Below are 18,588 nucleotides of genomic sequence, written 5' to 3' on the forward strand. Positions count from 1 at the left end.
AGGATCAGACGTGGCCGACCACCACATAGTCGACTTGCCCGAAGGCACGATCCACTACCGGATACTCGGTGCTTCCGGGCCGCCGGTGGTCTTACTGCACGGCGGCGGAATCGACAACGGAGGCTGGATGTGGCATTGGCTTGCCGGAGATCTTGCCGCCGACCACCGCGTTTACGTACCCGACCATCCCAAGCACGGGCGGAGCTGGCCCTGGCGAGCGCGAGCAGATCAGAGCGGTCAGGAGAACATGCTGGCCGCGATGATGGACCACTGGGGACTCGATGCGGCAACCCTGATCGGGCTGTCTCTCGGTTCGGCGACCTCCCTTGGCTATGCACTGAGGAATCCTGAGCGTGTGCACCGCCTGGTACTGACCTCGACAGGCGGACTCCAACATCGCTTGCCCAAGCACGAACTCGCCTGGCTGTCGTTGCGGACGCCGCTTTCGTGGCTGATCGGCCGAAGCATGACGGCGCAGTCGATGCGCCGCTGGGTGCGCACCAAAGTGGCGTTCGCCGAATATGTGTCATCGGCCGATGTCGAGGCACTCGCCGACCTCGCCGCCGAAGAGCTCCTCACCAAGCGTGCACACGGCGGTCACATGTTCTGCGATTGGAATCGGTTCGAGACAGCACCACGTCATCACCGGGTGAACTTCATGAGTCGGATCCCCGAACTCACCCAACCGATGCTGTTCGTCCATGGAGTCGACGATGCCGCTGTTCCCATGCGATACCCGCGCGAGGCTGCCGCGGCTGCCCCTCATGGCCGACTGGCTGCGATACAGAAGGCTGGACATTTCGCGCCGGTCGAACGTCCCCGTGAGTACTCGGCCATAGTCCGCGAATTCCTGACAGAAACGGACTCGGTTCAGGACCGCCCGGGTCGGTGAACCGCGATCCGCCGGTCCGTGTCCGACCGATGCATTGACTACTCACCAACTCAATGGAGGCGTACAACCGATGAAAGCGCATCGCGTGCGGGACCATGCTCTCGTTCTTCGAAACGTCCATGTCTTCACTGGCCGCGGAAACACGTTGGATGGTGTCGACGTACTGGTCCGGGAGGGGCTGATACGGGAGAGCAGCCGGACCCGCCTCGATCCGCGCGGTGCGAGGGTCATCGAAGCTGCGGGGAAGACTCTTGTCCCCGGATTGATCGACACACACGTACATCTGGATTTCCTCAGCGTCCGCAACGGCATCCACGGCTGGTTTCAGACGAGGTTCGCATTGCCGCGGGCTCTTGAAGAGCTGACGCGAAACGGGGTGACGACCGTCCGAAGCATGGCCGATCCTCTCGCTCCGGTCAATCGCCTGCGAAAACGCGTCCTGAGGGGAAGTTTCGCGAGTCCCGAAATCCTCTCAGCGGGACCGGCGCTCACTGCTCCAGGCGGGCACCCCACATCTACGCTCGCGAAAGACAATCCCTGGCTGCGCAAGCACATTGCGGTGACATTGGACGACCCCGAGGCGGCCCGCGCCGCTGTTCGAAGGCTCCACACTGCCGGAGCCGACCTCATCAAATTCGTGTACCAAGGTGGGCTCTATGGCCCGGACCGCATCAGACTGCGCAAGCTGGACCACACCATCGCACTCACGATCATCGAGGAAGCACATCGTATCGGACTGCCCGTCAGCGCTCACACGCATTGTCAGGAAGATGTCGACGCACTCCTGTCCAATGGCATCGACAGCATCGAACACGGCGTGATCGAACATGAGTTGCGGGGCACCGAGACCTTGCAGACGTGGAGGCTAGCCGGTGCGCGACTGGTGCCGACTCTCAGCATCGCCGCTCTGTTTCCCGGGCCCTCCGGTGGGTTGTACATAGACACCGCGCGCAAGAACCTCGCCTGTGCATACGAAGCCGGTATAAGCGTCGTCGCAGGGACTGACAGCATGATCGGGGCGATGCCCCCGAACACGCTCCATGACGAGCTCCGCCGTATGGTTCACGCCGGCATGTGCGAGTTCGACACTCTCCGTGCCGCCACTGCTGACGCCGCCGATCTTCTGGGACTCCGGGACCGAGCGGTCATCGAACCTGGCCGCCGAGCCGACATGGTGCTCCTTCGTTCCGACCCGCTGGAACGCATCGAGAACATCGCAGACATCGACTTGGTCGTCCAGGACGGCACCGTGATCTATCACGCCCCTGATCCCGCCCCCGCCCAGGCTCGGCTCCTACAACCCATCTGGACCTCCGGTCATCGACTACATCGACCTCACCGAGACCACCGTTCGGTGCCATGCGACTGTGCAGTACGACCGAAACCGCTTCTCCGAACATGGGGTGCGCAACCTGTCCTATTTCGACCGACGCACTGGGACTCTGCTGCGCATCGAAACCGTGGACGCTGATACGAACCTGGTCACAAGGAAATGGAGGTGCGAGATCCCGGCCGCGCAGACGGATCTGCACGCCGTCTCTGACGGGCAGAGCATCTCGTTGACCGGAACGCTCGAAGGCACTCCAGTCACGCGGAGCTATCCGCTGCGCGGGCGGACCTGGATGCAGCTCCTGCTGTTCGACGCCGCCACCTTCATCGTTTCGGGCGAACCGACCCTGAGCCTCGTCGCCATCGGGACAAGCGGTCGAGGCGCATTGCAGCTCACCGATTTCGAACTCTCCAGGAAGAATTCGGATTCGCGAGGAGGAACCACCGTCGAAGCCGAACTCGTCATGCCTATGTGGCGACGCTTCTGGGGCGTCTCCGCCCTCTTCGATGCCGACAACGGCGACCTGCTCAAGGAACAGATCCGAGGCAAGAAGGACCACATCCTCGAGCGGAGAGGGCAGACGTTCCCACGCTGATCATCAGGCGTCGGCGCACGGGCGGCCAACGCTCTTCAGCGGCACCGCATCGTGCACCTTCCGACCGGGGGTCGGGCCCGTACCGACTTCGCGATGTTCGCCGATCCTCATGAGCACGGCATAGCCGCCGCCCGAGCTCGGCGTGCCCTGCACGCGCCCGCATATGCACTCAGCCGTTCAGTCTCAGTCACACGGATGGGTCCGAACCGCCGGACAACGAAGCTCGCGTGCTTGCGTCAGCTGGAAGGAACGTCTCGAGGTGCAATGAGTCCACCGTGACATCAGCGGGCCCTACGATGCGACTGGCGACGCTGAAGAATCGCAGAGGGCCGCCGTCGGAGTCCAGCTCCAGCAGCACCACGGGCCCCTGAGGCTCGCCAGCAGGCTCTCCCCGGTTCGGATAGCCTTCGACCTCTGCAAGCAGCGCTTCAAGCTTGTGGTCTCCTCCTGTGCTGCGGATCCGCTGGCGGAGCTGATGGATCAGATGGGCACGCCACTGACCCAGATTCCTGATCCGAGCAGACAGCCCGAGAGGGTGAAGCGCGAGTCGGATGACGTTGATCGGAGGCTCCAGAAGTAGGGGATCGCACCCCGCCAGGAGCGCATCGATCGCATGATTCGCATCTATGATGTCCCACGAGTCGTCCAAGAGCAGCGCCGGATACGGAGCATGTGCATCGATCAGACTGCGCACTCCGCTCATTACTGCCGAGAGTTCCGGATCGTCGATCGAGTGTGCAGGGTGCAGCGGCGCGAATCCACCGGCCAAGAGCAGATGGTTCTGTTCACCCATCGGCACCTCGAGCACCTCGGCAAGACGGAGGATCATCTTCGACGTCGGGCGCGACCGTCCGTTTTCGACAAAACTGAGATGGCGTGTGCTCACGGCGGCCCGATTCGCAAGCGCCAACTGACTCAGTGACCGATGCTCGCGCCAACGGCGCAGCGCGGCACCGATGGTGACGGGGAGAGCGCTAGTTGCCATAGCACAAGCATACGAACATCTGCGTCCCGCCACCATGACCTCAGAGGTCATCGCGCTGGTCGCCGAACAGAGTCATGCTGGCTGCATGAACACCATCACCTCAACTCCGCATCCAACCATTCCCGAGAAGGTCACCCTGCTACGCACGACTCTGCTGCTCGATGCAGCAATCACTGGGGTCAACGGCCTCGCCTACCTGATCCTGCCCGCCCAGTTGGCCACAGTCTTCGGGACTCCCGCACTCTTCCTGATGGCCGCAGGAGGTTTCCTGTTCTGCTGCGCGATTGTGTTCCTCCTGATCGGACGTGCCTCGCGAATTCCCTCGTGGGGAGTCTGGTTCGCGATACTCGTCAACACTGCGTGGGCGGTCGCATCCATCGTCTTCGTGCTGACATCCGACTGGCTGACCCAGATCGGTCAGCTGTGGGGAGTCCTCCAGGCTCTCGTCGTCTTCGGCTTCGGCATCGCTCAGTTGCTCGGATGGCGCCGCAGTCAGTCGTAGACCTCGGTTCGGAGGGCAGAGCATTGGCACAGCCGAGCGTACGAGACCAGCCGAACAGGCGCAGAGGAAGGCATTGACCGTCATCACCGGATCGCCATGGGAGCATCATTCCCCTTCCAGGCGGGGCCATCTCAGATTGGCGCACTCACTTTCGAATGTTCAACGGCGACAGCCAACCCATCCAGACAGCGACCCAGAGCGTGCTCGATCATCTGTTTACGGTGTACGCATGGGCGAATCAGATGCTCAGGCTTTTCGCGGCGCCACCGTGATTGACGCAATGGGCGCCGCTCCCCGACCGAACCAGACGGCCCGCGGCTCGGCACCCGTCGCAGCCGCGCTGTGGATGTTGCCGACAGTCGCCAGCGCCTTGATCGCCATCCTCGGCGGCCTCGCCGGGACGCTGTACCGAGATGCGACGATTGCACTCCCGGTCACATCCTCGGCGCAGCCGTCCTCGCGATCTCCGCTTCCAGTGTCAGTCTGACCCTGCATAAAATTCGATCGCGGAGACCCATGATCAGAGGAATGTGGTGAATCGGTTTGGTCGGCGCAGGCCCCGGGCCGAAGTTGTATTTCCACTCGCCGTTCCGGGTCGCCGCCGACGCAGGTGTCCGACACCGTTCTGGCCGATCGCGCTTATGGGCCCAGAGCGAATCGTGTGCGCATTCGTTCAGGCGGCACTCGGACGGCAGGCGTGATCAGTGCGGTCCCGCCGATGAAGGTGACTCACCCTAGTCGCCGACGGCGTCGCGGCCGCGGCGCACGAGCAGGGGGTCCGCCTCGTAGACGACCGAGTGGTCTTTGTCCTCGTAGTCGAGTTGGTTGAGGAAGTGGCGCATCGCATTCAGGCGGGCGCGTTTCTTGTCATTGCTCTTGATCGTGATCCACGGAGCGTGGTCGGTGTCCGTACGGCGGAACGTCTCTTCCTTCGCCTTCGTGTAGTCGTCCCAGCGGTCGAGGGACTCGAGGTCCATCGGCGAGAGTTTCCACCGCCGCACCGGGTCGATCTGGCGGATCGCGAACCGGGTGCGCTGCTCTCTTTGGGTCACGGAGAACCAGAACTTCGTGACGTGGACTCCGGAGTCGATGAGCATCTTCTCGAATACGGGAGCCTGTTCCATGAAGGTCTCGTATTCGTCATCGGTGCAGAAACCCATGACGCGTTCGACGTTGCCCCGGTTGTACCAGGAGCGGTCGAACATGACGATCTCACCGCTGGTGGGCAGGTGGGAGATGTAGCGCTGGAAGTACCACTGTCCGGCTTCGCGGTCGGAGGGTTTGTTCAGGGCGACGACGCGAGCGGCGCGGGGGTTGAGATGTTCGGTGAAGCGCTTGATCGTCCCGCCTTTGCCGGCGGCATCACGACCCTCGAAGACGATGACGTGTTTGGCGCCGGTGTCCTGGCCCCAGTACTGGAACTTCAGCAGCTCGACCTGCAGCTTGTACTTCTCGAGTTCGTACTCTTCGCGGTCCATCTGTTCGTCGTACGGATACCCCTCCCGCCACGTTTCGACGGCTCGGCCCATGGGGTCGATGAGGTGCGGATCCGTGGTCTGGCTGTCCTCGACGGCGTACCCTTCGAGGCGGAGTTTGTCGATGTACTCCCGCAGATTCTCTTGGAACAGATTGTTCACGAGATCCTTCCCTTTCGCTGTCGACACCAGGTTGCGCCTCGTGCACGATAGTGTGCTCAGATGAATATCAGGTTATGCGATCGACGTCGCGTCGCGGGATGATTCCAACGCTCAATATCGGCGCGAGTGCGATGAGCCCGAAGGACAGCGGATAGCCGAACGCGGTCACCAGGGCACCGAATCCGGGACCGAGCAGGGCCGACATGACGAACTGTCCCGTGTTCTGGGCTCCCAGGGCCTTGCCCGACCAGCGCGGGCCGGCTGCTTCTGCCACGGAGGCGAAGGCCAGACCGTTGTCGGCCACAGATACGGCCGAGGCGAGGATGAACACGATCGCCGCGACCACCGGCATCTCTGTGAGCGACAGCAAGGCGATGGCGGCCACGCAGACGACCGCCGCAATCGCGACCACCCGCATCAGGCCCACCCTCGAGCTCGTCCGATCCGAGAGACCGCCGACGACCATGCGCCCGATCGCGCCGGCGATCTGCGCGGCGGCAACGATCGCTCCGGCAGCTCCCGCTCCGATGCCTTGGACGGCGATGAGCCAGACGAGACCATAGGTGGAGAACGCGAACTGCGGCACGACGAGGAGCGCAGAGACCGCGTGGATGCGCCACAGGAAAGAGTCGCTGCGGTAGGGATTGACCGCTGAGGCGGGGTTCGACTTCCGCTCCCCCGCCGAGGTGGTGCCCGGTCGGGTGGAGCCTCCCCCGTCCGCTTTCGGTTCGGCGAGGGAATCGTCGACAACCTCGGTGGCGGCGTCGGGGTCGGCCACCTCGGTGCGGGTGGGAGCCTGATCCGGCGGATTGCGGATGAGGGCGAAGCAGATGAGGGCGAGCGCTCCGGTCACGGCGGCGACGTACCAGAGGTATGCGGGGAATCCGCCGGCACCGGCGATCGGTGGGATCGTCACGGCCGCGACGCTTGTGCCCAGCGGTTGGGACATCTGGCGGATGCCCATGGCCAGTCCCCTGCGGTGGCGGGGGAACCAGCCCATGACGACGCGGCCGCTCGCGGAGTTCACGGAGGCGGCGGCCGCACCGGAGGCGGCGATGACGATAACCATCCAGATCGGTGAGTCGACGACGAGGATGGCGGCGGCCGAGAACACCGCGGTCAGCCCGATGCCCAGAGTCATGGCCAGCCGTTCACCGAAGCGGTCGGCGAAGGCGCCCCAGGCGATGAGGGTGAGGATGAGACCGAAGCTCGGTGCGGCGGCGACGGTGCCGGCCTGGGTGAGGGTGAACCCGAGGTCAGTGTGCATATAGGGGATGAGGAACGCGGGGCCGGCGATCGCGATCGTCGCCGCCATCTGCGTGAGGACACCGATGACGAGGATCATCCAGGCTTGGGGACTCGGCCGTTCCGTCATCATCGGTCCAGGCTAGCCCTAGGGCGCAGACGGCCAGCCGCGCGTCTCAGATCGCGGGTTCGAAGTTTTGGCTATACAGTGAGTTCTGAACATTCCCCCTATAGCCCAATCGGCAGAGGCAGTCGACTTAAAATCGATTCAGTGTGGGTTCGAGTCCCACTGGGGGGACCAATGAAGTTGGCCCTGACCTGCAATGATGCTTTCCGCGCGGATGAGTTGATTCCGATATGGAGTCGAGAACCCCACGGTTACCCATCTTTTTCGTTTCGGTTCTTGCCGAATCGATCGAGGATCTCCGACATATCGGGAGCCGCGGTCGCCTTCTTTATATAGTGCTTCGCAGTGACTGATGTGCCCGAGTGCCCAAGCACAGCGGCAGCCGCTTCGAGAGTCGCTTCGGCGTCGATGAGTGTAGCTACGGACTTCCGGAATACATGCGGAGAGATCTGACCGTCACTCTCAATATCCTTGAGCGCCGCTCTCAGCGTTCGCCGATAGTTGTTCGGCCATTTCCATGTACCTTTGCCGGATGGAAAAACCGCGTTAGTTTCAGTGGGAATCGCCTCGACACTCCGGCGAAGCAGCACTTCCACCGCAAACGCAGGCAGAGTGAGGATCCGGAACCCGCTCGAGGTCTTTGTGTGCGATTGTCTTAAAAGGCCATTCTTCTTGAGGTAAACAAGCGTACCCGAAACTGTCAAGGTTGGCTGGTCCCTCAGATCGACATCGCCCCATCGCAGTGCGAGGACTTCGGAGATCCGAAGCCCGGTCGCCAACATCACATCGACAACATCGAGCAGATCGCTTCCTCGCCGCGGTCCGCGATACCCTACCCCGTCTTGCCAGGCACGTAGTCCCTCACGAAGAGCCCCGACCTCATCGACACTCATTGCCGCGACGGGCTGTTTCGGCTTCGCCGGAAGGCGCACATCCCGCACCGGATTCGACCGAATCGCGTCGTGACGAACGGCCAGTTTGAACATGCCGTTGAGCACGGACCTCGCAGTCTTGGCGTTCCCCGGTGTCGCTGCAGCGAGATTCCGGAGGAAGCGATCGACCCGGGACACAGTGACTTCCATGAGCATGTACTCGCCGAGAGCCGGCAGTACATGCCTATTCAGGCTGTCCGTGTAACGCTCAACAGTCTGAGCCGTGCAGTTCTCAGTGAGGTCCGGGTCGGCAAGCCACAACTTCGACAGTGCGGTCACGGTGGTGCTTCCGGCGATCGAGTCGCCCGCAGAATCAACCTCGCTACGCAGAGCTCGGAGGAGGTTGCGTTCAGCTTTGGCCCCAGACGCACCATAGGCTTCACGCTGCCGAGTCTTACCGGTGAAATCACGAAACCGCGCCCGCGCCCGCCATCTGTTCTCGGCAATCTCTTTTCGTGTAATCCTGCCCCACGTTCCGAGCTCCAGACGCGGCCTAGGCATTTCCGCCGTCTTCACCGATATCTTCGAGGTGCACCGCATACTCGACTATTCCGTACTCTTCAGCCATCTTGGCGTTGGCAGCTCCATCCGCAGCCCCGAGGACTTCAGCAGCCTTGTCGAGCAAGCCCAAGTCGCGGGCCCGCTGGATGCGTCGGGAAGCAGTAGCTCGCGAGACGTTGAGCGCCTCAGCTGTCGTTGAGATCACCGGGCGTCCCTTGCCGTACCACTTCACAAGAGTTGCCACGGTAGCCGCCTCATAGATTGTGTCGTCGCCTAGCACTTGACCACCGGGCCTCGGGACCCGTCCGCTGAATTCCGGAGAATACTCCCGGAAGTTACCGACACCCGATCGGTGGGCATCATCGATAGCCGACAGGATGTCATTGATCGCGATTTTGGAGAGGCCGCCGGTGCCAATTGCCTGGGCCCCTTCCGGATCACCAAGCAGCATTCCCGTAATCACGAAGTCCCCGTGCTCAGACTGCGCGACACGCACCCACAGTGGAAACGGCACGCCGGAAACATCGATGCGGTGCCAAAAGTCTGCCTGTCCCTCGGTACGACCTACCGCTTTCCCCCAATCGCCATCAACCAAACCTTCATTCTCGGCAGGGGTCACAACAGGTACGGGGCGTCGGTCAGCAAAGTTCATGGAATCCAGCGTAGCAATTGCACTGATTATCGGCAATCACTGCAATCTTCTGATAAGATTGTTGCATTGATAGTTTCCTAACGGCGCAACAAGAGGAGATGGTGACCGTGACAGCATCGACGAGTAACGCCAGGTGGCTGACTGCGGAAGACCTCGCTGCTGAACTGCGGATCCCGAAACAGACGATTTACAAGTGGCGCGTCGAAGGGTTCGGGCCGACAGCGCACAAGATCGGTCGCCACCTTCGCTTCTCTCGCGAAGACGTCGATGACTGGTATTCGACGCTGCAGGAAGACGACGACTTCTAATAAAGGACTCCACCTCAGCAGAACCAGACTCATCCGAATGCAAGTTGCCGACACGCTCACTGACTTGACAGCCCCTGCGTCAGCGGCAGTATTCGGCAACACACGGCCCAGAGGCCACTGCGTCCACCTCGATGCGAACCGACTAAACGAGAATGAGAGGCACCATGGATTTCAGTGTTCCGCCAGTTTCGAACCACATCGTCAACCACCTTTACCCCACCAGCCCCGACCACGACCTCGTGCCTCTCTGCGGAACCACTCCGGGGCCAGAGCAAAATGGCACCTGGCACACCGGGCACGGTCGGGACGAGTTCAGTTTGCTCTTCGATTTACCTGTCCATATCTGTTCCGTGTGTCTGAATTTCATCGGCAGCCCGGATGATGTGGACGGCAGGGAACCCTACTAAGCTCTCATTTCCACATGGCGGATCCAAGCAGCCTCGAAGCCTAATTCATACGCCGAGGAGCTCCGCGCCTGGTGGACCATAGCCTGTCCACTGAGCGAAACAGAACCTTGGCGTCTTCCTACTGCTATCACTCTCGAACCGGCACGAGGCTAAAATCCATACGCTCGTCGCCCATTCGCTTCGGCGAAAAACTGCAATTGAGTATGATCCTAAGATGGGCAGGGGCAGAGTCGACTTCGAACGCGGCATCGCCCGCCTGTCTTCATATGCCCGCTATCACGGTCACGCGAACCCCAAAGCCGACGAAGTATGGCTTGGATGGAGTGTTGGCCTCTGGGTCTCCAGCCTGCGGGTTAAGTTCCGTTCAGGGAAACTCACCGATACACAGGTCGCGGTCGCCGAGGAGATAGGGGTGAGATTCACCCCTCCATACCGGGACCCGAAGCCGAAGCCTCCTTCTCGGGAGGAGCGAAAGGTCAGCGCTTACCTCGAACGACTCGCACGGCTCGAGCCCTTTTATCGCAAGCAAGGTCATATCAACGTGCCTCAGCTGACTGGCACGAAAAGTTGGCCCGGAACAGGACGATGGATCGCCCGCATTCGCTCACAGTATCGGCAAGGAACACTCCCACAGCACATCATCGAATCTGCCGAACAGATGAATATCGACTGGAAACCGGGCCGTGGAGCGCGGCAGTAAAGGATCCTCGACGCCAACTACGACGATGACTCCCCACCGCTTTTCCGACCCAGCGTATCTTGCCCTATGCATGTTGGCTACATCATGGTCCACAAGACACTTGCTGGGACGGCTTGCCTTCCGAATCGCATATTTCATTTCGGCTACCTCATTGCTCTCCGCGGTCAGCTGACTGCTTGGCGCGATAAGTCTATGCATGCAGAACACGCTTCCCGACCAAGTCGAGCATCGAGGAGCAAACCTGCACCTAAATACGCCGCGTACTTACCTATCGATGGAGTCATGCCCGTCGGTGCGTAGGCTGGCTGCTCGTTTAAGTGCCCCAACCGAATACGGCAAGTCACACCACGAGCAGCGCTTGCACCCTGTCGTATCCATATGTATACACTGGTATTCATCCGGTGACGAGGCCGGCTACGTATTAGTGATAAGGAATAGGTGGATGACTCAACACAATGTAGTGAGAGACAAAGCCATGAAACGTCGAGTGGTGCTCTCATCATTCTTCGGGACCGCAGTCGAATGGTACGACTTCTATCTCTATGGAACGGCTTCAGCCCTAGTTTTCAACACCCTGTTCTTCCCCGACTTTGATCCACTGGTCGGCACGATCGCATCATTCGGCACTTTCGCAGCCGGCTTCCTCGCGCGACCGCTTGGCGGAATCGTATTCGGACACTTCGGCGACCGCATCGGCCGCAAGTCAATGCTCGTTTGGAGTTTGACTGGGATGGGAGCGGCCACCTTCTTGATCGGTCTCCTACCGGGCTACGCGCAAATCGGTATCGCTGCCCCATTGCTGCTCATACTTTTGCGACTGCTGCAAGGATTCGCAGTCGGCGGAGAGTGGGGAGGCGCAGTCCTCATGTCGGTCGAGCACGAAGAGGATAACAAACGTGGACTCGCTGGCAGCTGGACGCAGGCAGGATCTCCGGCAGGGTTGGTACTATCCACCGTCGTGTTCGGGGCCGTTAGCTTGATGCCCCAAGACGCATTCATGTCTTGGGGGTGGCGAGTTCCATTTCTCTTCAGCGCAGTTCTTGTCGTCCTTGGTCTAGTCATCCGAATGAAGATCGTCGAGAGTCCAGAGTTCGCTGCTGTCGCTAAGACCGAGACCAAAGCACCAATGCCGGCATTGCAAGCTATACGCAAGCACCCTCTCAACATTTTGCTTGCCGCGGTCATGTGCTTGGCACCTTTCGTCAACTTCTATATGTTCGCAACATTCATTCTTACGTACGCCACCACCGAGCTTGGGTTCGACCGAACTTTCGTCCTAGTTGTAGTCGCAGTCTCCGGATTCGTAGAAATCTTCACAATTCCAGCCTGCGCAGCATTGTCCGACCGCATCGGTCGAAGGAAAGTGTTCCTCGCCGGAGCAGTGCTCTTCGCCATCTACGCATACCCGTTCTTCCTGATCAACGAGGCGCTGCCGAACACTACGACGTTCGCGATTACCGTCTTCATCGGACTAGCGATCATCCACCCGTTCATGTACGGCCCTATGGCCACGCTCTTTGCCGAGCTATTCCCTCCGCAAGTCCGCTACAGCGGTGCTTCTCTGGGCTATCAAATCGGCGCAATTCTCGGTGGAGGCTTTGCCCCACTGATTCTTACATCGCTACTTGCCACCGGTCTGGGTGCAATTGCCACGATTCCGCCGTACCTCGTCCTGGTCTCTGTCCTCACGTTCGTGGCTGTCTGGTTCGCAACTCAACCGGGACGGCGATTTGACGCGATTTCCCACCCTGAGGAAGTCAAGTCATGACGCAAGCAAACATCAGTAAGTTCCGGCAACTTGTCCAGGAACATCAACGTCTCGATGCCATACTCGGATCGGACGACGAGCTAGCCCATCTATTGCCGGTTGTAGAAGTAACTCTCGGTGTGCTGGCTCAAGACGAGGCGGGTCATTACTACGGAATAGTCATTCGAGCAGACCGTGAAGCAATACGCCTCACCCACTCCGGATCAATCCCAGAAGCTGCAATGCCGAATACCGCCATGTATGCCAATTCAGCCGCTTGGGACGAATGCCTCAGCCGTCAGCCTGCCCCAAACTTTCACCACTTCTTCGCGATGCGAATGCGCGTCCCAGAGACAACGGTAATCGGGGACGAGCAAACCTTTGCCCAACATGCGCACATTTTGCGACGTCTAATTGAAATTGGTCGCGAGATAGTGTCGGGATCAAGTCCGGCGGCGTCAAAATATGACCTCGACCGCTCCCCCATTACGGGCAACTATCTCTCCGTCTCGCTAGAGAATCGTCTGATCGACTTGCACGTCGAACATAGTGGTCCTGTGGACGGACCAGTCCTGTTGTTCCTGCACACCGCTGGCGCAGATGCAAGGCAGGCACACTCCATCATGAATGATCCTACAGTGGTGAACCGATACCGAACAGTGGCCTTCGACATGCCCGGGCATGGATTTTCCGACCGTCTCGATGACGAATTCGGGTCATGGTCGTTGACTACAGAAAGATACATTGCCGCCATCGAAGCGGTCATTACTCAGCTGGATCTCGACCAACCGATTCTCATTGGTGCCTCGATGGCGGGTCAAGCCTGCTTGGCAATGGCGCTACACCGACCGGACCTAATAGGAGGTGTAGTCGCTTGCGAGGCCGCCGATCATGTCCCAGGACGGACGACACCCTGGCCGACGGACCCTCAAGTGAACGGAAGCATCTTCGCGGCTGAATGGATTGATGGGTTAATCGGTCCACAATCACCGCAACAACTTCGATGGGACATCCGTTGGCAATATTCGCAGGGCGGCTTCGGGACGTTCACGGGCGACATCGATTTCTATTCCGGAAGTTGGGACATCCGAGGGCAACTCTCTCGCATAGACACGAATGCGTGCCCCGTAGTCATGATGACTGGGGAGTATGACTATTCGTGCACTCCGGAAATGTCAGAGGCTACGGCCGCAAGCATTAAGGGAGCAGAATTTTGGGTCATGCCCGAGCTTGGCCACTTCCCTGTTTATGAGAATCCCGTAGCGTTCTCACCTCACCTGTCCAAGGCGCTTGCCCTCATCGAAAGGAAACGCAATGCCTGAGACCCGCATGCTCATCAACGGTGAACGTGTCAAAGTCAATCCCGAACATACTATTCAAGTAATTAGTCCTATCGATGGGGCTGAATTGGGCAGTGTGTCTGATGCATCCCCGTCCGAAGTGGCCGCGGCCATTGATGCAGCTCATGCAGCTTTTGAAACCTGGCGAACAGTCAGCGGGGCAGAACGCAGCCGAATGCTCAATCGTCTTGCCGACCTCATCGATCAACATGCTGGTGATATCGGACGTCTAGAGTCACGCGACAACGGGAAACTCTTCCGCGAAACGACCACCCAAGCCCGTTTTTCCGCACGCAATTACCGATACTTTGCGGGGATAGCTGACAAAATCGAAGGGAAAACAATCCCGCTGGACTCATGGGATACATTCGACTACACGCAGCGAGAGCCGCTTGGGGTCGTGGCGCTAATCACTGCTTGGAATTCTCCAATGCAGTTGTTGGCTAACAAGCTCGCACCCGCTCTAGCTGCGGGTTGCACCGCAGTGGTGAAACCGAGCGAACTCGCACCACTGTCGACACTCAAGTTTGGCGATCTAGTCATACAAGCAGGTTTCCCACCCGGGGTAGTCAACATCATCACCGGCGGCGTCGACACCGGAGTCGCCTTGACCACCGACGACCGATTGGGCGGAATCAGTTTCACAGGCTCTGTAAGAACCGGTCAAGCCATCGCGCGGGCGGCAGCACAAACATTGGTACCAGTCACTCTTGAACTTGGAGGTAAGAGTGCCAATATCATCTTCGATGATGCTGATCTGGACCGCGCCATCGCGGGAGCCGTAGCTGGAGTTTTCGCCGCTGGTGGGCAGACGTGCATCGCTGGTTCCCGACTCCTGGTCCAGGAGGGAGTCGCCGACGAAGTAGAGTCGCGTTTGGCGGACATTTCCGAAAGCATCCGTCTGGGAGATCCATTCGACGAAGCTACACAAATGGGTCCAGTTGCGTCGGCAAGCCAACGCGAAAAGATTCTCTCTGTTGTGGAAGACGCGAAGCAGTACGCTCGGCTTCTCTCTGGTGGCACTAGTCCAACTGATCCGCAACTTCAGGATGGAAGCTACGTCAGCCCGACGGTCTTTACCGATGTCTCCCCTGCTTCCCCGTTGGCTCAACAAGAAGTTTTTGGACCAGTCCTTGCGATCACTCGATTCGAAGACGAAGCAGAAGCTATCGAAATAGCAAACTCAACTGAATTCGGTCTCGCGTCGGGGCTTTGGACACGCGATCTCAGTCGAGCTCACCGAGTGGCACGAGACCTCATCGCCGGAACAGTGTGGATCAATACCTACCGCTATTCTGCAGCCCAAGCCCCATTTGGCGGAGTCAAAAAATCTGGCATCGGGCGAGAACGCGGCCTAGAGGCCATCGACGCATATTTGCGTACGAAGAACGTACTTGTCGACCTATCTGAAGAAGCGAAGGATCCGTTTTCCCTCCGCTCTTGATCGCATGGCCAAACCTAGAAGAAGGAGCTCTAATGTCCGACAACAATCAGTATGGTCTTATCGGACTCGGTCAGATGGGACTGCCAATATGTCAGCGCATGTCGCAAATCGCCAAGGTGCGGGCATTTGATATAGATCCGGCACGACGGGCAATGGCAGACGGGATCGAACACGTTGACACGACTGACGCGATCGGATCTCTCACTGAATGTTCGCGGATCGTCCTTTCGTTGCCAAACCCCGCGATATCTCAGTCCGTGGTAGAGGAACTCGCGCCCCAGTTGGCCCCGGAGACTGTACTCATCGAGACAAGCACTGTCTTACCCTCACACGCTCGTCACCTTGAGCGCGTCGCCAATAGGTATGGAGTTCACGTAGTCGACGCGGCAATTCTTTCTGGTGTAGATCAAATGTCCTCCGGCACTGCGACGTTGCTTGTCGGAGGTGCCCCCAATGACATCGAAAAGATAGGCGACCTACTCTCTGTACTGGGCCCGTCAGGATCTGAACGGTTCGGAGCGTTGGGCGCAGGCATGGCGGCCAAAGTTGTAAACAATGCGATATCTCACGCCGTCATGGTCGTACTCACCGAAGCGTTTGCTCTCTCCCAGTCCCAAGATCTCGACCTCGGCCAAATCGCACAAATGCTCATGCAATCGGACGGTGGGCTCAAACGTCCAATGGACTACCGGATGGCTGAACGGGTAGCGAATGCTGACTTCGAGGGAGGAATGCCCCTGGAAGCGGCAAGAAAAGATTCGACGCTTGCACTGGCCCTCGCTGAGGAATCGGGAGTCCCACTCTTTGCGACTCAGGCTGCACACACGGCTTACGAGCTCGGAGTAGCCGAGGGACTCGGCCGGCAAGACTACTCAGCTATCGCCCTCCTATGGGAGAAGTGGACGGGAGATTCGCTGCAGTTCGGAGGCGAATCGTGAATACTCGGGCCGAAGACGGCGTCTACGCATTGCGCTATGCCACACGGGATGCCTCAGTTCGCGGTGAGCATTTCTACGGCCATCCAGAAGGGTGTATGGATGCTTGGCCGATTCACTACTACATGTGGGCCATCCTCCGAGGAAAAACGGTTATCGTCGTCGATGCCGGTTTCACTCGAGAAGAAGCGGCGCGAAGAGGACAACGCAATTACGGCAAATCCCCCATCGACCTACTCGGTTCGCTAGGAGTTGAGCCGCACGAGGTTAGTCATTTGATCCTCACCCACTTGCACTACGACCACACCGGTTTCGTCGGAGACTTCCCGGCAGCAAAGGTGCATGTCCAACAAGCCGAACTAGATTTCTGGAGATCACCGATGGCAAAACGGGGTGCGTATAGCCACCTCGTCAATTCAGCCGATTTGCAGCAAATCACACGCCTGGAAAAGGACGGTCGCCTCTCCGTTGTTGACGGGGACTTTGATCTTGCTCAGAGTGTCACAGTTCATCTTGTTGGGGGCCACACTGCGGGCACTCAAGTAGTGCGTGTGGCGACTACCGAAGGTCCGATCGTCCTCGCCAGCGACGCTAGTCACTTCTACGAAAACTATGAAAATGACAAACCATACGGTGTTGTCCATGAACTATCGCTCATGTACACAGCTTTCGACAAGCTGCACACCTTAGCTGAGCCTGACGGCACGATCGTGCCTGGTCACGATCCTTCCGTGCCCAATCGACATATCCCGATGCCGGAACTAGACGAGGCAATCACCCAGTTGCATCCAACTGCGAATGAGGAGAACAAATGAATGATCCAATTAGAACCGATGTCATCGTTGTCGGTGGTGGCAATGCCGGGTTCTCTGCCGCCCATGCTGCAGCAGAACGAGGAAGAAATGTAGTAGTCGTTGAGCGTGGTGATGAAGCCAACTGCGGAGGGAACAGTTACTACACTGCTGGAGCTACGCGAATGACACATGATGGGCTCGACAGCCTGCTCGATCTCGTCGAACCGGATGAGAGACTTGCACGTACCGAGGTTCCGCCTTATAGCGCCGATGAATATGCAGCAGACCTAAAGAAGGTCACAGAAGGCAAGGGCGACGAGCAAATGGCGGAGATCCTAGTCACTGAAGCAGCCGACACCGTTCGATGGCTTCACAGCCTGGGGCTGAAATATCGCCTCATGTACGAGCGACAAGCTTACCAGCGTTCCGACGGTACATATCTGTTCTGGGGAGGTCTCCACGTCGGCAATGTCGATGGTGGCGAGGGCCTTATTCGTGACCATACTAAGGTGTCGCAACGACTAGGCGAGAATGTGATTTATGGCGTAGAGATCACCGAACTGATACTGGAAAGCGGAAAAGTCGTTGGAGTACGCGGGACGTCGGGAGAGCAGGACTTTGAAGCCTACGCCGACTCGGTTGTTATTGCTGCAGGAGGGTTCGAGGCTAGCCCAGAGCTGAGACAGAAATATCTCGGGCGCGGGTGGGAACACGCAGTCGTACGCGGGACACCTTTTAACACGGGCAAAGTGATAAAAGCAGCTCTAGACGCTGGCGCAGCACGTGGTGGAGATTGGTCGACATGTCACAGTGTGCAGTGGGACGCGTGGAACGAGAAAAACGCATCAAATCGAGAGCTCACCAATCGCCTCACGCGTCAGGGCTATCCATTCGGAATTCTCGTCAACCGTGACGGAGTGAGATTCCTTGACGAAGGTGCCGACTTCCGTAACTACACCTACGCCAAATATGGTCGTGAGATTCTTCGTCAGCCGGGATCAATCGCCTACCAAATCTTCGATACGAATCTGCGACCGCTTCTCCGTGCCGAAGAGTACGAGATGCCCGGAATCTCCGAGGTCCGCGCTAACTCAATTGCCGAGTTAGCAAGAAAACTTGATGTGCCCGAGGGGCAACTTACCGAGACCATCGACTCCTATAATCTGGCTATCAATACACAGATAGAATTCGATCCCACTGTCAAAGACGGAAAGACCGCCACAACGACCCCGCCCAAAAGCAACTGGGCAGCACCAATTGCCACAGCTCCGTATTACGCGTATCCAGTCACATGCGGCATCACCTTCACTTTCGGTGGCCTGAAGGGAGACCTGCACGGCCGAGTACTGGATGAAACGGGACAGCCAATAGCGGGGCTCTTCGCGTGTGGAGAAGCTCTCGGAGGACTGTTCAGCGTCAACTATCCAGGTGGGTCCGGACTCGCAGCAGGAATGGTCTTCGGCCGACGGGCTGGCACGATAGCCTGAAGACTCGTATATACAACGTGACTGCGGA

General features: G+C 59.0%; 17 protein-coding genes and 1 tRNA gene. 13 read left to right on the forward strand and 5 right to left on the reverse strand.

Features of this window, described 5'->3' with window-relative positions; translation table 11 throughout:
- Nucleotides 1–10: 10 nt before the first annotated feature.
- The 3 genes from EB835_RS02125 (at nucleotide 11) to EB835_RS02135 (ending at nucleotide 2,817) form a co-directional block, all read left to right on the forward strand.
- The gene (locus tag EB835_RS02125; protein ID WP_135807817.1) at nucleotides 11–892 is read left to right on the forward strand and encodes an alpha/beta fold hydrolase; all 882 of its coding nucleotides are present in this window, start codon (nucleotides 11–13) and stop codon (nucleotides 890–892) included.
- Between the two features lie 70 nt (nucleotides 893–962).
- Entirely contained in the window at nucleotides 963–2,363 is a 1,401-nt protein-coding gene (locus EB835_RS02130) for an amidohydrolase family protein (protein WP_135807818.1), read from the forward strand.
- Nucleotides 2,353–2,817, forward strand: a complete 465-nt coding sequence (locus EB835_RS02135) for a hypothetical protein (protein WP_135807819.1) — start codon at nucleotides 2,353–2,355, stop codon at nucleotides 2,815–2,817. The genes EB835_RS02130 and EB835_RS02135 overlap by 11 nt, the downstream gene beginning before the upstream one ends.
- A 187-nt stretch (nucleotides 2,818–3,004) precedes the next feature.
- Here the strand turns inward: EB835_RS02135 and EB835_RS02140 are convergent, their stop codons facing one another.
- Nucleotides 3,005–3,802, reverse strand: coding sequence for a helix-turn-helix domain-containing protein (locus EB835_RS02140; protein WP_168216598.1), 798 nt, complete (start codon nucleotides 3,800–3,802; stop codon nucleotides 3,005–3,007).
- Between the two features lie 85 nt (nucleotides 3,803–3,887).
- Here EB835_RS02140 and EB835_RS02145 point away from each other — a divergent pair, with 85 nt between their 5' ends.
- Both EB835_RS02145 and EB835_RS02150 read left to right on the forward strand, forming a co-directional pair.
- Nucleotides 3,888–4,304 carry a hypothetical protein gene (locus tag EB835_RS02145; protein ID WP_135807820.1) on the forward strand — a complete coding sequence of 139 codons (417 nt, stop codon included), beginning with the start codon at nucleotides 3,888–3,890 and terminating at the stop codon, nucleotides 4,302–4,304.
- Nucleotides 4,305–4,533: 229 nt separating this feature from the next.
- Nucleotides 4,534–4,791: a hypothetical protein gene (locus EB835_RS02150; protein ID WP_135807821.1), complete on the forward strand. Its 258-nt coding sequence runs from the start codon at nucleotides 4,534–4,536 to the stop codon at nucleotides 4,789–4,791.
- 247 nt (nucleotides 4,792–5,038) lie between these two features.
- Here EB835_RS02150 and ppk2 read toward each other — a convergent pair whose 3' ends face one another.
- Together ppk2 and EB835_RS02160 are read right to left on the reverse strand one after the other, a co-directional pair.
- The gene (gene ppk2, locus EB835_RS02155) at nucleotides 5,039–5,941 is read right to left on the reverse strand and encodes a polyphosphate kinase 2 (protein ID WP_135807822.1); all 903 of its coding nucleotides are present in this window, start codon (nucleotides 5,939–5,941) and stop codon (nucleotides 5,039–5,041) included.
- A gap of 67 nt (nucleotides 5,942–6,008) precedes the next feature.
- Nucleotides 6,009–7,319, reverse strand: a complete 1,311-nt coding sequence (locus EB835_RS02160; protein ID WP_346763130.1) for an MFS transporter — start codon at nucleotides 7,317–7,319, stop codon at nucleotides 6,009–6,011.
- 91 nt (nucleotides 7,320–7,410) lie between these two features.
- Here EB835_RS02160 and EB835_RS02165 point away from each other — a divergent pair.
- Nucleotides 7,411–7,487: transfer RNA gene (locus EB835_RS02165), tRNA-Leu, on the forward strand.
- 77 nt (nucleotides 7,488–7,564) lie between these two features.
- Here the strand turns inward: EB835_RS02165 and EB835_RS02170 are convergent.
- Both EB835_RS02170 and EB835_RS02175 read right to left on the reverse strand, forming a co-directional pair.
- Complete coding sequence (locus EB835_RS02170; RefSeq protein ID WP_168216599.1) at nucleotides 7,565–8,761, reverse strand: tyrosine-type recombinase/integrase; 1,197 nt, start codon at nucleotides 8,759–8,761, stop codon at nucleotides 7,565–7,567.
- Complete coding sequence (locus tag EB835_RS02175; RefSeq protein ID WP_135807824.1) at nucleotides 8,739–9,398, reverse strand: helix-turn-helix domain-containing protein; 660 nt, start codon at nucleotides 9,396–9,398, stop codon at nucleotides 8,739–8,741. Before EB835_RS02175 ends, EB835_RS02170 begins: the two co-directional genes overlap by 23 nt.
- Nucleotides 9,399–9,499: 101 nt before the next feature.
- Between EB835_RS02175 and EB835_RS02180 the strand changes: the two genes are divergently transcribed.
- From EB835_RS02180 to tcuA, 7 genes are all read left to right on the forward strand, one after another.
- Nucleotides 9,500–9,706, forward strand: a complete 207-nt coding sequence (locus EB835_RS02180) for a helix-turn-helix domain-containing protein (RefSeq protein WP_240688500.1) — start codon at nucleotides 9,500–9,502, stop codon at nucleotides 9,704–9,706.
- Nucleotides 9,707–11,255: 1,549 nt separating this feature from the next.
- Nucleotides 11,256–12,581, forward strand: a complete 1,326-nt coding sequence (locus EB835_RS02190; protein WP_205749837.1) for an MFS transporter — start codon at nucleotides 11,256–11,258, stop codon at nucleotides 12,579–12,581.
- Entirely contained in the window at nucleotides 12,578–13,882 is a 1,305-nt protein-coding gene (locus EB835_RS02195) for an alpha/beta fold hydrolase (protein ID WP_135807828.1), read from the forward strand. Before EB835_RS02190 ends, EB835_RS02195 begins: the two co-directional genes overlap by 4 nt.
- Nucleotides 13,875–15,344: an aldehyde dehydrogenase family protein gene (locus tag EB835_RS02200; protein ID WP_135807829.1), complete on the forward strand. Its 1,470-nt coding sequence runs from the start codon at nucleotides 13,875–13,877 to the stop codon at nucleotides 15,342–15,344. Before EB835_RS02195 ends, EB835_RS02200 begins: the two co-directional genes overlap by 8 nt.
- A gap of 32 nt (nucleotides 15,345–15,376) precedes the next feature.
- A complete protein-coding gene (locus EB835_RS02205) occupies nucleotides 15,377–16,282 on the forward strand; it encodes an NAD(P)-dependent oxidoreductase (protein WP_135807830.1) in 906 nt (301 codons plus the stop codon).
- A complete protein-coding gene (locus EB835_RS02210) occupies nucleotides 16,279–17,094 on the forward strand; it encodes an N-acyl homoserine lactonase family protein (protein ID WP_168216600.1) in 816 nt (271 codons plus the stop codon). Before EB835_RS02205 ends, EB835_RS02210 begins: the two co-directional genes overlap by 4 nt.
- On the forward strand, nucleotides 17,091–18,560 hold the full coding sequence (gene tcuA, locus EB835_RS02215; protein WP_135807832.1) for an FAD-dependent tricarballylate dehydrogenase TcuA: 1,470 nt from the start codon (nucleotides 17,091–17,093) through the stop codon (nucleotides 18,558–18,560). Before EB835_RS02210 ends, tcuA begins: the two co-directional genes overlap by 4 nt.
- Nucleotides 18,561–18,588 lie beyond the last annotated feature (28 nt).

Source organism: Brevibacterium sp. S22, from assembly GCF_004745485.1.
Taxonomy (GTDB): domain Bacteria; phylum Actinomycetota; class Actinomycetes; order Actinomycetales; family Brevibacteriaceae; genus Brevibacterium.